The sequence below is a fragment of the Lactobacillus sp. W8174 genome (genome assembly GCF_016100975.1).
GTDB lineage: Bacteria > Bacillota > Bacilli > Lactobacillales > Lactobacillaceae > Lactobacillus > Lactobacillus juensis.
In genome coordinates this window covers 120,217-134,587 of sequence record NZ_JACFRN010000005.1, presented here as the reverse complement: position 1 = coordinate 134,587, position 14,371 = coordinate 120,217, and the positions used below count along the sequence as shown (strand labels likewise).

General features: G+C 32.0%; 12 protein-coding genes. 9 read left to right on the top strand and 3 right to left on the bottom strand.

Annotated features, from left to right (window positions below; all coding sequences use genetic code 11):
• The 4 genes from H3U49_RS07915 to H3U49_RS07900 all read left to right on the top strand — a co-directional run bounded on the left by H3U49_RS07915 (position 1) and on the right by H3U49_RS07900 (position 2,612).
• Positions 1-1,248: a DNA cytosine methyltransferase gene (locus tag H3U49_RS07915; RefSeq protein WP_198180902.1), complete on the top strand. Its 1,248-nt coding sequence runs from the start codon at positions 1-3 to the stop codon at positions 1,246-1,248.
• 151 nt (positions 1,249-1,399) lie between these two features.
• On the top strand, positions 1,400-1,828 hold the full coding sequence (locus tag H3U49_RS07910; protein ID WP_198180901.1) for a very short patch repair endonuclease: 429 nt from the start codon (positions 1,400-1,402) through the stop codon (positions 1,826-1,828).
• A gap of 41 nt (positions 1,829-1,869) precedes the next feature.
• Positions 1,870-2,250: a YbgA family protein gene (locus tag H3U49_RS07905; RefSeq protein WP_198180900.1), complete on the top strand. Its 381-nt coding sequence runs from the start codon at positions 1,870-1,872 to the stop codon at positions 2,248-2,250.
• Positions 2,247-2,612 carry a TIGR02328 family protein gene (locus tag H3U49_RS07900; RefSeq protein ID WP_198180899.1) on the top strand — a complete coding sequence of 122 codons (366 nt, stop codon included), beginning with the start codon at positions 2,247-2,249 and terminating at the stop codon, positions 2,610-2,612. The genes H3U49_RS07905 and H3U49_RS07900 overlap by 4 nt, the downstream gene beginning before the upstream one ends.
• Positions 2,613-2,702: 90 nt before the next feature.
• Here the strand turns inward: H3U49_RS07900 and H3U49_RS07895 are convergent, their stop codons facing one another.
• The 3 genes from H3U49_RS07895 to H3U49_RS07885 all read right to left on the bottom strand — a co-directional run bounded on the left by H3U49_RS07895 (position 2,703) and on the right by H3U49_RS07885 (position 5,225).
• Positions 2,703-3,161, bottom strand: coding sequence for a DUF3021 domain-containing protein (locus tag H3U49_RS07895; RefSeq protein ID WP_232347658.1), 459 nt, complete (start codon positions 3,159-3,161; stop codon positions 2,703-2,705).
• Positions 3,158-3,592, bottom strand: a complete 435-nt coding sequence (locus H3U49_RS07890) for a LytTR family DNA-binding domain-containing protein (protein WP_187154505.1) — start codon at positions 3,590-3,592, stop codon at positions 3,158-3,160. The genes H3U49_RS07895 and H3U49_RS07890 overlap by 4 nt, the downstream gene beginning before the upstream one ends.
• A gap of 238 nt (positions 3,593-3,830) precedes the next feature.
• Positions 3,831-5,225, bottom strand: coding sequence for an IS3 family transposase (locus tag H3U49_RS07885; RefSeq protein ID WP_305067091.1), 1,395 nt, complete (start codon positions 5,223-5,225; stop codon positions 3,831-3,833).
• A 239-nt stretch (positions 5,226-5,464) separates the two neighbouring features.
• Between H3U49_RS07885 and H3U49_RS07880 the strand changes: the two genes are divergently transcribed.
• From H3U49_RS07880 to H3U49_RS07860, 5 genes are all read left to right on the top strand, one after another.
• Positions 5,465-7,090 (top strand): ATP-dependent endonuclease, encoded by a 1,626-nt coding sequence (locus H3U49_RS07880; RefSeq protein WP_198180898.1) that lies wholly within the window; start codon positions 5,465-5,467, stop codon positions 7,088-7,090.
• A complete protein-coding gene (locus H3U49_RS07875) occupies positions 7,075-8,184 on the top strand; it encodes a UvrD-helicase domain-containing protein (protein WP_198180897.1) in 1,110 nt (369 codons plus the stop codon). Before H3U49_RS07880 ends, H3U49_RS07875 begins: the two co-directional genes overlap by 16 nt.
• Before the next feature lie 105 nt (positions 8,185-8,289).
• Complete coding sequence (locus tag H3U49_RS07870; protein WP_198180896.1) at positions 8,290-12,675, top strand: Eco57I restriction-modification methylase domain-containing protein; 4,386 nt, start codon at positions 8,290-8,292, stop codon at positions 12,673-12,675.
• Positions 12,675-13,385, top strand: a complete 711-nt coding sequence (locus H3U49_RS07865) for an N-6 DNA methylase (RefSeq protein WP_198180895.1) — start codon at positions 12,675-12,677, stop codon at positions 13,383-13,385. Before H3U49_RS07870 ends, H3U49_RS07865 begins: the two co-directional genes overlap by 1 nt.
• A gap of 78 nt (positions 13,386-13,463) precedes the next feature.
• The gene (locus H3U49_RS07860; RefSeq protein WP_232347657.1) at positions 13,464-14,351 is read left to right on the top strand and encodes an Mrr restriction system protein; all 888 of its coding nucleotides are present in this window, start codon (positions 13,464-13,466) and stop codon (positions 14,349-14,351) included.
• The last annotated feature ends 20 nt before the right edge of the window (positions 14,352-14,371 follow it).

Genomic DNA, 14,371 nt, shown 5'->3' with positions numbered 1-14,371 from the left:
TTGCAAATAATTGATTTATTCTCTGGTGCAGGTGGACTCACTGAAGGATTTAGAAAAGAATTTAGAATTGTTAAACATGTGGAGAAGGAGAATGCAGCTTGTGAAACTTTAAGGCTGAGAGATTCTTTTTATTATTTCTCAAATCATAATATGATAGATAAGTATTATGATTTTTTAAAAGGCAAAATTAGTGAAAAAAAAATATATTCTGTTGTTCCCAAAAAGGTATTAAGAAAAACTCTTAATATCGAAATAAATAATAAGAATATCCAGAGTATTTTTCATGAAATAGATCAGGAATTAAATAGAAAAGAAAATATAACAGGTATTATTGGCGGTCCTCCTTGTCAGGCTTATTCTACAATAGGACGTTCAAGGAACGCTTCAAAAAAATCAAAAGATAAAAGAATATATTTGTATAAGTATTACATCCGTTTTTTAAAAAAATATAAACCAACTTTTTTTGTTTTTGAAAATGTTAAAGGGTTACTAAGTTTTAGAGATACAAGTAATGAATTATTGTTTCCTAAAATGCAAAAAGAATTTGAAAAAGCTGGCTATAATTTAGAATTTCAAGTCATTAATGCAGCGGATTTCGGCGTCCCACAGATACGTGAGAGAATAATTATTTTTGGAGCTCAAAAAGTTTATCCAAGACTTCCACAAATCTTTTTTAAAAATTTTGAAGCTATGAAAGAAAACCCATTAACAGTTAAGGAAGCTTTTACAGGATTGCCAAAGCTAAAAGCTGGACAGACTAATAATATGTATACTGATAAAGTTAGTTATATTGAAAAAAAATATTATCGAAAGAATAATAAAATTCAGCTTACTCAGAATATATCTAGACCCAATAATGCAAATGATCTAAAAATATATAAAATTGTTGCTGAAGCTAAGCAAAAGGGAATAAATCTAAGGTATGATGAATTAGATAAAGAATTAATCACACATAAAAATACAAAAGAATTTTTAGATAGATATAAGGCCTTGCCTTGGGATGGGCCCTCTCATACAATTGTTGCGCATATTGCTAAAGATGGTAATCACTATATTCATCCAGATGTAACTCAAAATCGATCAATAACTGTTCGCGAGGCAGCAAGAATTCAAGGATTTCCTGATGATTACTATTTTGAAAACTCAAGAACTGCTGCTTATGAACAAATTGGTAATGCTGTCCCCCCTATGCTATCAAAAAAAATAGCTAAAGCTGTATTTATATCTCTTAAACAATTTTCGCTATGAAAGCCAAATTTTTTAATTTTAAAATAAAATTTATTTTTGACGTAAAACGTTTAATTACTTTCAAATAAGCGCATTTTATAATTGCGTAAATAAACTTAATTTATATAAAATAATGTATTAACAGTACTTATCAACGGTAAAGATGCAAATAATGGAAACGAATGAATACAGATCTAAAATGATGTCGAAGATAAAATCTACAGGAGGTAAAGCAGAAACTTTATTAGGAAAAGAACTGTGGCATAAAGGAATTAGATATTTTAGAAATTACAAAAAACTTCTAGGTAAACCTGACATAGCAATTACCAAATATAAAATTGCTATTTTTGTTGATGGGGAATTTTGGCATGGCTATAATTTTGATGAAATTGCTTCAGGAAAAAGAGTTCATAAAAATAGAGAATTTTGGATAAAAAAGATAAGTAACAACATGAAACGTGACAGAGAAGTCAATTTAAAATTAGCAAACATGGGTTGGATAGTTTTAAGGTTTTGGGAAAAGCATGAAGTTTTAAAGGATGTAGACTATTGTGTCTTTCAAATTGTTAACGAAATACAGAAAAAAATTATTGTAAAATAAAACTATACATGTAAATGCACGAAAAAATAGGACAAATGAAAATGGAAAAATGGCAAGAAGAGTGGGCCTATAATAAATATTGGGTAATGGCTCATTCGCAACAGTGCTATGAGCAGATTAGGCTGCTGGCTAAAGACAACGAATGGTCAGAGCAAAAGAATATCGAATTCAAGAACTTATTAGAAAAAGCAGCCAGTCAAATTCCAACAGTTAAAACCTTAACCAACGCCTATCAACATATCTGGGGCTACTTTAAGAAAACTTGTACGTCAGAGGAAAAGCAAACTTACTTACATTTATTGCAAGAATTATCACCAACAGAAGATGAATTGGGTCCATTTTTAAGTCGTTTAGCTGAAAAGTATCAAGTTTCTTATTTATTAAATTCACGTTTAATTCAGGAGAATAAAGAAAAATTATGAGATTATGGCATCAAGACTTAATTTGGCGATTACCAAGGCAACAGTTATTAGGGCAACATCGAGAAATTGCAGCTTTGCGCGGACGTGGCTGGGGCAAATCACATGCCACTGTTAACTATGTTTTTCAGTATTCACCGTATAAATTGTATCAATTTCATTTGTTAGTATTAGCTGAAATGCAACGACGCCATTATCATCCAGATATTAAATGGTTTGATCCTTATTATAGAGGACAATATTGTCCTGAGTACGCAAGTTTACCGGCTATTCCGTGGACTGATCCAATTTACCCAGAGCACGACGATGAATATTTGCAAAGTTGCTTAGATAATTTGCATCAAAAAGGAATTGATCTATTTTAGATCACGGTTAGTCAGTAGAAAATAATTTGATTGAATAAAAAGGTGAGCACTTCAAAATGTTCACCTTTTTAATTTGTAGAAACAAATAAACTATTTCTTTTTTATTTTATTGTTGATCTCTCTAATTTCTCTTATAACTTGGTAAGATCTTATAAACCATACTATGACGTAAATTAAGATGAAGATTCCTGTAAAAATCATAAAGTTAACGATATTTGCTGGAAACCAACCTGCTAAAAAAGCAAGCGGAGTAAACCCGATGTAGTAAATGATAAAACTAACGATTGTCTTCTTTAATATGGACCATTGTCTAATAGCAAAGACAAAACTGCCAAAACCGAATACTAATCCCATTAATGCCCATAAAATTACTGAGACGGTCATAGCGTTTAAAGGGGTAGCAAATTTTGTGGTAAAACTGGGATCTGAGGGATAATATACTGAATTTTTATTGGAAAAATTGTAAAAAAGAGAAACGATCAGTCCATATAGGGTTCCTTCAGCTGAAAACCTAAATATATAGTTGATGAATTTTTTAATGTTTTTCATATTCCTAGCCTCTCTTTCAGGTTCTTAATATTTCTTCTTGATATTTGTACGCGATGCTTATTAGTCAGAACAACATCGATTAACCCATTATTAAGTAATTCAAGGTGGTCGATATGCTGATAATTAAATATAGCGCTGCGTGAAGCTTCAATAAAATAGTTCGGTAGATCTGCTTTCAAATTAGATAAACGATCATTATATGTAAGTTGCTGCTTTTCTGTATAAACATTAATATCTCTATTAGCAACTTCAAGTGAATAAATATCTTCAAAATTAATAGGATAAATTTGAGATTGATAATGGCACCATAAAGAATTTTCGGACTTTGTTAATTTTTGCAAAAGTTCATTAATTGCTGGTGTCATTTTTTTGATCCATAATTCACCGTGTTCTTCACTAATATTAGGATCGATGTGACAATTAATTTTCATTCCTGGCGCTCCTTTCTGTTAATAAGTATAGTAGATGAATTCAACTTTTATCCTAGATTACTGCAAATGGTGGAATAAACGTCATTAATGGTTACAAAATCTGTCTTTCTGGCTAAAATTTAGCTTTTATAATAAAAAGAGAGTTTGAGTGCATGAATATACTAAAGTATAATTTAAAAGAAAAAGAGTTTTTCCAAAATATTGATGTGAACCCTAAAATTAGGACACTTTATATTAGCTAACTGAGGACTAACTTCCGATATTCAAGCGGAGTTAGTCCTTTTAGTTTGATCTTGATTCTTTTCTGATTGTAATATTCAATGTAGTCTCTAATCGCCTCTTCCAGTTCAGTGAGATTCTTAAAGTGCTTTTCAAAACCATAAAACATTTCTCGCTTGAGTATCCCGAAGAAGCCTTCCATTAACCCATCATCAAGCGAATTGCCCTTGCGTGACATTGACTGGCTAATGCCGTGATTTTTCAGCCACGCTTGAAACTGGCCGTTTTGGTATTGCCAGCCTTGATCAGTATGGAAGATCAAGCCATTCAAGGCCGGATATTTGTGCCAGGCCTTTTTTAACATATCCATGGTCTGCTTAAGATTAGGGCTGCGGGAAATAGTATAGGAAACAATCTCTTGGGTGCAGCCGTCAATGATCGGTGATAAATAGGTCTTTTGCCCCTTGAGCTTAAACTCCGTCACATCTGAATACCATTTGTGATTGGGATAAACCGCACTGAAGCTGCGTTTAATCAAGTCAGGCTTAATCGGACCCTGAGTGCCGCGATAGCTGCTGTAATTGTGCCAGCGTTTACTGACTATGCCAAACAATTTCAGCTTGTTCATTAAGCGCTGCACCTTTTTATGGTTGACTAATAAACCGCGACGTCTTAGTTCTGCAGTAATGCGGCGATAGCCATAGCGGTGCTTGTGTTCCTCATAAACAGCTTTGATTTCAGCCATTATTTCTCGATTATTCCGCTCTTTGTCCTTCTTCTTTAAAGTGTAGTAGTAATTGCTGCGGGATAGATGGGGCAGATCAGGATTGGCATTAATGGCATCAAGAATAAAAGTTACGCTGACTTTAAGCTCGCGCCTTAGTTGGGTAACTGCCTGGGCTATTTCCGCGGCTTGCGGTTCTTGGTCCGCTGGTCGACTAAGGCGCTCAATTTTTTTACGAATTCGTTCTCGATTTTCAGCTTCAAGTTCTGCTGGCGTAAGCGTTCGTTTTCTTGCTTGAGTCGATGGTTTTCCTGTTTGATCAGCTGCTCTCTTTTGGTCATGGGGCGGTCGTCCTCTCTGCTTGTTAACGATATTATACCCATTTTTACGGTATTCGCGCAGCCAATTGGACAACATGCCATGACTTTTTAAACCTAAATCTAGCGCTACGTGATAAAGGGGCTCATGGTCAACTATGATTCGCCTAAGAGCCTGCTCCTTAAAATTACTTGTATAAGCTGTGAAAGGCTGATCTAAAATGGCTAGACCGTGACGGTCAATTAAAGCCAACAAGTAACCAATATTAGATTTGCCAACCTGATAACGCTGACTTAGCTCAGCAGGGCCGATTTGATAATCATGCCAAAGATGATAGATTTCAATTTTATCTTGTTTGGATAATTTAGACATAAAAATAACCCCCAAATTTGTCCTAAATTTGGTGGTCATATCATATTGGCTTCTATTTTTATTTGGCTAGCTATTTTGGTTAAGAAGTTAGAATTAGCTTTAATAAAATTCTGAACTTTCCACCTGAAAGTTGTTGTAAACTATAGTAAAGATAAGCAAATATATATTCAAATGGTATACTTTGTATAAGTATTATTTTTTAAAACATTAAATAAGTAATTTTAAAAAAGGATTTTTCTATGGCAAATTATATAAAATCGCTTCATATCAAAGGCTATAAAAGGTTTGAAAATTTTCATATTGAATTTCAAGAAGGACTAAATATTTTAATTGGTGAGAATTCTGTAGGTAAGTCAACAATACTTGAAGCAATAAATATTGTCTTAAATCAATACTATTTTAATGGCTTCAGCAATGAAGATCAGCAAGAGCTAAATATGAAAAATATAGATCATTTTCTAAAGAAGAAATCACCGCAGCCAAAAGATTTGCCTGTAATTGAAATTGAAATTGAATTAGCTTTAGATAATGAGTTGAAAAATCAAAGATTTTATGGACAAAATTATAATTTATTATCCAAAGATTCAGATGAAAATTGCAGATACGGAATTAATTTTAAGTTTTCATTTGATGAAGCTTATGATTCAGAATTTAATAATATAGATTTTTCAAATGATGCAAACAAAGTCATACCTATAGAATATTATCACGCAGTTTGGACTACTTTTAGTGGTCAAGCATATAAAAGAAATATGAATCCTTTAAAATCAATTTTAATTGATAGTTCCGAAAGTAAGAAGGATATCTATGGAAATTATGCTCGTAATTTGTATAGAGCTAGCCTAAGTGAGGGAGATCAAAGAAAGTTATCATATGTTTTCTCAAATTCTTTGAAAAATTTTTTATCTGATAAGAAAGATATCTTAGATATAGGTGAGAAAAGAACTTTTGCGTTAGACGAACAAAAAAGTAAATTAAATAATTTAATAGAAATTCAAGAGGATAATATTTCTTTACGAAATATGGGTAAAGGTGAAGAAAATATTTTAAAAACTTCACTTTCTCTACAAAAAAAAGTAAATTTAGATCTAGTAATGTTGGAGGAACCTGAAAATCATTTAAGTTATTCGAATACAAGGAAGCAAATTGATAGAATTCAAGAAAAAGAAAAAAATGTTAGTCAAATAATAGCAACAACTCATGAATCTATGATTATAAATAAATTAAATTTAATGAAAGCTATTTGGATTAAAGAGAATAAGGGACAAAGTCTCAAAGACTTGCCAAAAGATGATGCGCTATACTTCGAAAAAGCTGATAATTTTGATATTTTGAGATATGTTTTAGGAAATAGAATTATACTTGTTGAGGGGGCAAGTGAGTATATTTTACTACCTGCAATAGTTAAATATGCTTTAAATAAGGACTTGGATGAAAATAAAATTAGTATTATATCGATGAGAGGAATTCACTATAATCATTTTAAAAGTTTATCGAAAATAGTAAATAAGAAAACTCTTGTGTTAACTGACAATGACGGTGATGTGACAAGAGTCCAAAATATAAATAATATAAATAATGAAGTTTTCAAAGTAAATATGCCGAAAGATATTGACGAATTTACATTTGAAGTTACCCTTTATAATAATAACAAAGAGTTATGTGAGCAAATCATCAAAGAAATCACAAAAGGCAAACTTCGAAATACAAGATATAAACAACATGAAGATTTGCCAAATACATTGGCTGCAATGCTAACAAGAAAGACAGAGTTTGCACTAAAATTAGCCGAAAAGATTAAGGGTAAGGTTGAGTTTAGAACCCCAGAATATATAGAAGAAGGTATAACATGGCTGCTGAAGTAAAATTAGCAGTTGCCGGAGCAGGTAAAACTACTTGGTTGGGAAAGATGATTGATCCAAATAAGAAAAATTTATTGATAACTTTCACTAACCTAAACGTTGAAAACCTAATAAAAAGTGTAAAGGAAAGCCATAATGGAATTATACCAGCCAACACAGAAATAATGACTTATACAAAATTTGTATATTATTGGATTATTAAACCTAATGAAAAATTGTACCTCTGTAAATCAGGGAAAAGGCTAAAAGGTAAGGGCATGACTATTGTTGAACCTATTGAATTTGATAGAAATAATCCGGGAAATGGATACGTAAAAGATGAATTTCCTAGACACTTTCTTGATGAAAATAGCCGTTATTATGTCAGAAGACTTTCGGAGCTATTTGTTAAACAAAAAGCTACAGTTAAAAAGGCAGTAAGAGAGTATATTGGTAAGTTTGTTGATGAAATTTATATTGATGAATTTCAGGATTTTATAAATTTTGATCATAAACTTATATTAGATATAAGCAAAGGTAAAAACTATAATGTAACTATGGTAGGAGATTACTATCAAAGTTTGGTAACCTTTGCTGGAAAAGTTAAGAAAAGCCAAAATATTTATTTAAAATATGATTACGATCAATTTATAAAATATCTTGAAAATAAAAAAATCAAAGTTGATACAGTTACTTTAGTGAAAAGCTGGCGCTGTGCGCCAAAAATTTGTAGCTTTATAAGAGCCAATTTAGGGATCAATATTTTCCCTAAATTAGATAACAAAAAAGGCGAGGTAAATTTTGTTTTAAATATAGGTACAGCTTTAAATATTTTGGTCGATCATAGTATTGTAAAGTTATTATATGATGCGAGTTCAAAAGGATACAATAAGTTAAAGAACAAAAATAAATGGGGCTATTCTAAAGGGAGTACTTTTGAAAAAACATGTGTAATTTTGACTGAGAATGCTTATAATTTATTGTCAAACAGAGGAAAGAACAAAATAACAAAGGAAACTTTGCATAAACTTTATGTTGCTTTAACACGTTCGTCATCTGATATTTATCTAATGCCCAAAAATATATATGATAAAGCGATTAATCTGTTAACAAAATGAATGGCATTCTTTAAATATACTTATTTTTTAGATTTGGTATACAGGTTTTTAAAAAAATTTACAGGCGGAATTTAGGATAATTAAGCATTAGGTTAGGTAAAAAGTATGGAAAGTAATTTTGAATTTTTAAATAATAATATCGATACTCATTTATTGTATGATGCAGCTAAGGATGCTGAAGAACTTTACGTTCTTGGAAAGTTTAGCAATGAGTTTGAATCTATTCGCAAGATCATTGAAAAAGTAGTTTTAATGATTTTAGATTTAAATTACATAGCTGTTGATGAATTTAATTCTTTAAATGATAACTTGAGAATATTAAAACAAAAAAATTTGGTTAGTGAAGAAATATTAAATTTGTTTTACCAATTAAAATCATTAGGTAATAGTGCTGCCCATACTCTAAAAAAATATAGTAAGTCTGACGCTTTAGGGGGTTTAAAGAAACTTTACAGTATTTTAATATGGTTTACCAATTCCTATTTTGATGGACATGAAAAGGTCACCAACTTTGTTGAGCCACAGCATTCCAATCTATATCAAACAGCTGAACGAAAATTAATCTATGTAGAAACGGGTGATAATACAGATGGTAAATGGCCTGCTTATAATGGGCTAGAAAAAGTTGGTGATGCCACCATAGACGATTACGAAATGGATAATAAGCCCAATAGTCCTGATTTAAGAAAAGTAGCAAATAATAGGATTAAACAATATATGGGAACGGCTGGCGTGCCCTATAAATTAGGATGGGCTGAATTAGCTTATCGAAAGTTTGATAACAGTTGGTTTCGTGATTACGATGTACATGAAGTTTTGCTACGCTCTGGCATTAAGAAAAAAGAAATGGGAACAGGGCAAGAATGGTTTGAAACTGATCTTGAGACTGCAAAACAGGCTATCAAAGCTGTTAAAGAAGGGAAAAAATCTATTGATGCGCCAAGCAGTAATAGTCTTAAAGTTAATATTGTTTTACGCCCCGAGCAAAAAGATGCTGTTAAGAAAACCGAAAGGGCTTTTAAGAAACATGATGAAATGCTATGGAATGCAAAAATGCGTTTTGGTAAAACAATTTCTGCTTTGCAGCTAGTAAAAGATGAGCAATACAAACATGTCTTGATTATGACACATCGGCCAGTTGTTGATGATGGTTGGTTCAATGATTTCAAAAAGTTAAATATGGCTGAAGCAGGGTATCTTTATGGCTCTAAAAAAGAAGGAGAGGATTTTGATTATCTATCGAATAGTGATAAGCCATTCATATATTTTGCAAGTTTACAGGATTTGCGTGGGTCTGAGATAGTCGGTGGTACTGCAGGAGATAAAAACCGTAAATTATTTAGTACTAACTGGGATTTAGTAATAATTGATGAGGCACATGAAGGTACCCAGACGGAGCTAGCCCAAAAAGTTACTAGTTTAGTTGTAAAAAAAGGTTATACAAAATTGTTGGAATTGTCAGGTACTCCATTCAATATTCTTGATCAGTATAACGAAGATACTACTTATACATGGGACTATGTTATGGAGCAACAAGCAAAGTACACCTGGAATGAACTTCATCCCAATGAGCCAAATCCTTATGATGGACTACCTAAAGTTTCCATGTTCACGTTTGAAATGAATAGAAAGCTTAAAGATGAAATCTTTTTAGATGAAAACAATTCATTTAATTTTAAGGAATTTTTTAGAGTTAATCAGAATGGGAAGTTTATTTATGAAGATAAAGTTCGCCATTTTTTGGATAATATCACTCAACCTGATAAAAATACGAACTATCCATTTTCAACCAAGGAATTTCGTGAACGGCTACGTCATACCCTATGGATCTTACCAGGAGTTAAAGAAGCCAATGCGCTTGAAATATTGCTAAAAGATCATCCTGTCTTTGGTATGGATTACAAGGTGGTTAACGTTGTTCGTAATGGAGACGATAATGGTATCACATACGAGAGTGATATTAAACAAGTTAATGATGCTATGGGTCCTGATCCAGCAGAAACGAAAACAATTACTTTAACTGTAAGAAAGTTAACCACTGGTGTCACAATTAAACCTTGGACAGGAGTTTTATTTTTATCCAACACTAATAGTGCAATGCAGTATCTTCAGGCTGCTTTTAGAGCTCAAACACCCTATTCGTCACCTACATTTGGTAAAAAAACGAATTGCTATATTTTTGACTTTGCACCTGACCGTGCACTAAAAATAATGGCAGCTTCTACAAGGCTAAATACTGGAGTAGGCAAATTAACTTCGAGTGTTCAAAAAAGAAAAATGGGTGAATTACTGAACTTTCTACCAATTATAGGCGAATCTGGTCAGGGAATGAAGCCTTATAAAGTAGATTCATTGCTAGCAAAAATTAAGCGAGTTTATGCTGAAAAAGCTGTTCGTACAGGTTTTGATGATGATTCATTATACAGTGATGCTTTGCTAATGTTAGGGGAAAAGGACCTAGATGATTTTAATGGTCTGAAAGCAATTGTGGGAACTACTAAAGCTGAGAAAAAACCTTTTAAAGTTGATGTTAATAATCAAGGTCTTGATCAGGAAGAATACGATAAAGCTATTCAAGGTGAAAAAAAGCCTAAGCGTCAAAGAACAGCGGAAGAACAAGCTGTACTTGATAAGGTTAAAGAACTTAAAAAGCAACGTAAAACAATGATATCGATATTGCGCTCTATTTCTATTCGGATTCCAATGATGATTTATGGCATGGATGTCAAACTTGATGAAGACGTAAATATTAATAAATTTATTAATCAAGTGGATGACAAGTCATGGAAAGAATTTATGCCTATAGGCGTAACGAAAGAGTTGTTTCGAAAATTTAGCAAGTATTATGACCAAGATGTTTTTATTGAAGCAGGCAAAATTATTCGTCAAAGAGTGAAGAAGTTAGATAAAGAAGATCCTATCGATCGTGTTGACCACTTAGCTGAGATTTTTGGAACTTTCCATAATCCAGACAAAGAAACAGTATTGACTCCTTGGAGAGTTGTAAATATGCAATTAGGAATGACTTTAGGCGGGTATTGTTTTTATGATGATCAATATAAATACACAACATTTGAAGGCAAAAGAGCTAATCATTGGATTAGTACAAAATATACAAATAAGATTTTTTCTAAAGATAGCCATATTCTGGAAATTAATGCTAAGACAGGGCTTTATCCACTATATGCTGCAATGTCGATTTACTGGCGTGAATACCAAAAATTAAATAATGATACTGCTGGAAAATTTAGTCTTGAAGATGAATTAATGATTTGGCAACGGGTTTTACGAGAGAACATATTTGTTATTGCTAAAACACCAATGGCAGCAGCAATTGCACAAAGGACACTGGTTGGTTATCATGATATGAAGGTTAACATTGAGTTTGTCGATAACATCGTTGAGGACTCAAAAAAAGATGTTGAAAAAGAAGCGAAAAAGATTGAAGGGCTATTTAATAATATGAAATTCGATGTAGTAATAGGAAATCCACCATATCAAGATTCTAAAAAAGGTGATAACGATAATTTTGCGGCACCAATTTATAATGATTTTATGGATCTTTCTTATAAAATATCTGATTTAGTAATTTTGATAACCCCTGCTAGGTTTTTATTTAATGCGGGAAGCACTCCAAAAGCTTGGAATAAAAAAATGCTAAATGACAAACATTTGAAAATTATTTTCTATGAGCAAAATAGCTCTAAGGTTTTTCCAAATACGGATATTAAAGGTGGAGTCGTAGTTACTCTCAGAGATAAGAACGATATCTTTACACCTATTAAAATATTTACACCATTCCCTGAGCTAACCTCTATTTTATCTAAAGCAGCACCAAAAAATGAAAGTACAAGCCTGTCCAATATAATTTATACACAAAATAAATTTAATTTAGATAATTTATATAAATATCATCCTGAGTATAGAAAATATATAGGAAGTAATGGTAAGGATAAAAGATTGAGGAATAATATATTTTCAAAAATACCTGTTTTTAAAAAAAATCCAGCAAATAAAAATGATATTAAAGTACTTGGATTGATTAATAATAAAAGAGTTTGGAGATATATTCCAGTAAAATATTTAGATATGAAACATGAAAATATAGGTAAGTATAAAGTTTTAGTTCCAAGGTCTAACGGATCTGGTGCTTTGGGAGAAGTTTTAAGCACGCCGTTGATTGGTAAACCGTTGATTGGTTATACTCAAACTTTTATAGGTATTGGTGCATTTTCCACCTCTTTTGAAGCAAAATCAGCTTTAAAATATATTAAAAGTAAATTTTGTAGAACAATGTTAGGAATACTTAAAGTAACACAAGATAATAATAGGGAAACTTGGCGCTTAGTTCCACTGCAAGACTTTACTCACAATTCAGATATTGATTGGACAAAGTCTGTTTCTGATATAGATAAGCAGTTATACAAAAAATACAATTTATCTAAAGATGAGACTGATTTCATTGAAGCGAAAGTGCAGGACATGGAATAATGAATGAAAAGATAATAAAGTCAACTGTTCGTGTTAAAGACTTGGGTGAAGTTTTTACGCCGAAAAAAACAGTCAATCTAATGTTGGATCAACCAGAAACTCAAGAAAAAATTCAAGATCTAACTGCGACTTTTTTAGAACCAGCTGCTGGCGAAGGTGCATTTTTAGTTGAACTTTTGAAGAGAAAAATTAAGGTAGCAAAAAAAGAAAGTAAAAATGCAAATGAATTTGGTGAAAATTGTTTAATAGCTTTGTCTACCTTGTATGGTATTGAGATTATGGAAGACAACGTAGAAATGTTAGTTATGAACATGATCCTGACTTTCGAAGAAATGTACAATCAAATATTATTTGCAGACTTTTCCAATTCGAAACCGAAAAAAAATATTTTAAAAAGTGCACAAACTATTATCAAAGCTAACATAGCCCAGGGTGATACTTTAAAAGGTATCACAGCTGATGGAAAACCGATTATTTTCTCAGAATGGAAGATTATTAAAGGAAGACCCAGAAAAGTAAAGCGGTTAGAATATACATTTGAATCAATTCTTAACTGTAGTAAACCTGAAAAGGCACAAAAGAAAGTTTTTGAAGAAATAGACCTATTTGCAAGTTATTATGACGGTGAAGATAGAAGTCAAAAGCAAGAAACCAAAAAAGAATATGCAACAGTTAAATGGTCTGATATTTATAAAGAAGAATTAGAATAAGTTTTCAGGTAATTTTATCTATATTATTTCTTACAAAACGTAATTAAAGATAAGCTCAACTAAAAAGGAGGTTTTTGTTTGGCGAATAAGAATGTTTCCAATCAGAATTTAGCAATGAAGGAAGTTTTAATTGCTATGCATAAACTTGGTGGTCAGGTTACCAGAAAAGATATACGCAATGAAATTAGTGATAGTTCAAATGTTTTTTCTAAAGCTGATGTTGATAAGACACGGATTTCGCAAAAAACAGGTGAGAAGTATCATCCTTTTTATTACACAATGAATTTTGCAATTAAGTATTTAATATTAGTAAATTTTATTCAATCTGATGACAATCGAATTCTTGAATTAACTGAAAAAGGGCGTAAAGTTGATCTTGATACTTTTGATCCGGAAAAGGATGTCCGTTCCTTTTTAGAAGATAATAATTCTCAGAACTTAAAGAAAAAGAGCTTGGTGGAAATTGATTCTGCTAAAGATACAGCGGATGAAGAAACAGAAGAGGACCAATGGAGACAAGATCTGCTCGATGCTCTAATGAAAATGAATCCTAAAAAGTTTGAACTTTTTTGTCGTGGTTTACTAACCAAAATGGGAATCGATGTTGATAATACAATTGGCGTTAACTATGTTGCTGACGGTGGTCTTGATGGTTTCGGCTATGTTCGTTCAAACGATTATCGTACTACCAGAGTGGCTCTGCAAGCAAAACGCTGGCAATCCAATGTGCCAGCACCTGAAATAGATAAGTTTCGCGGAGCAATGGATAAATATAACGCGGAATTTGGTATTTTTATTACGAATTCTGATTTTACTCGCGGAGCAATTAAGACAGCACGTCAGGGCACCAGAATTATCACGTTGATTGATGGTGAGGAAATCTGTGACCTGGTGGCAAAATATAATTATTATGTTGAACCCGTAACTACCTATAAGTTAAAATCGTTTTATACCGATAAAGATTAAATTATTAAACTAGTATTTAG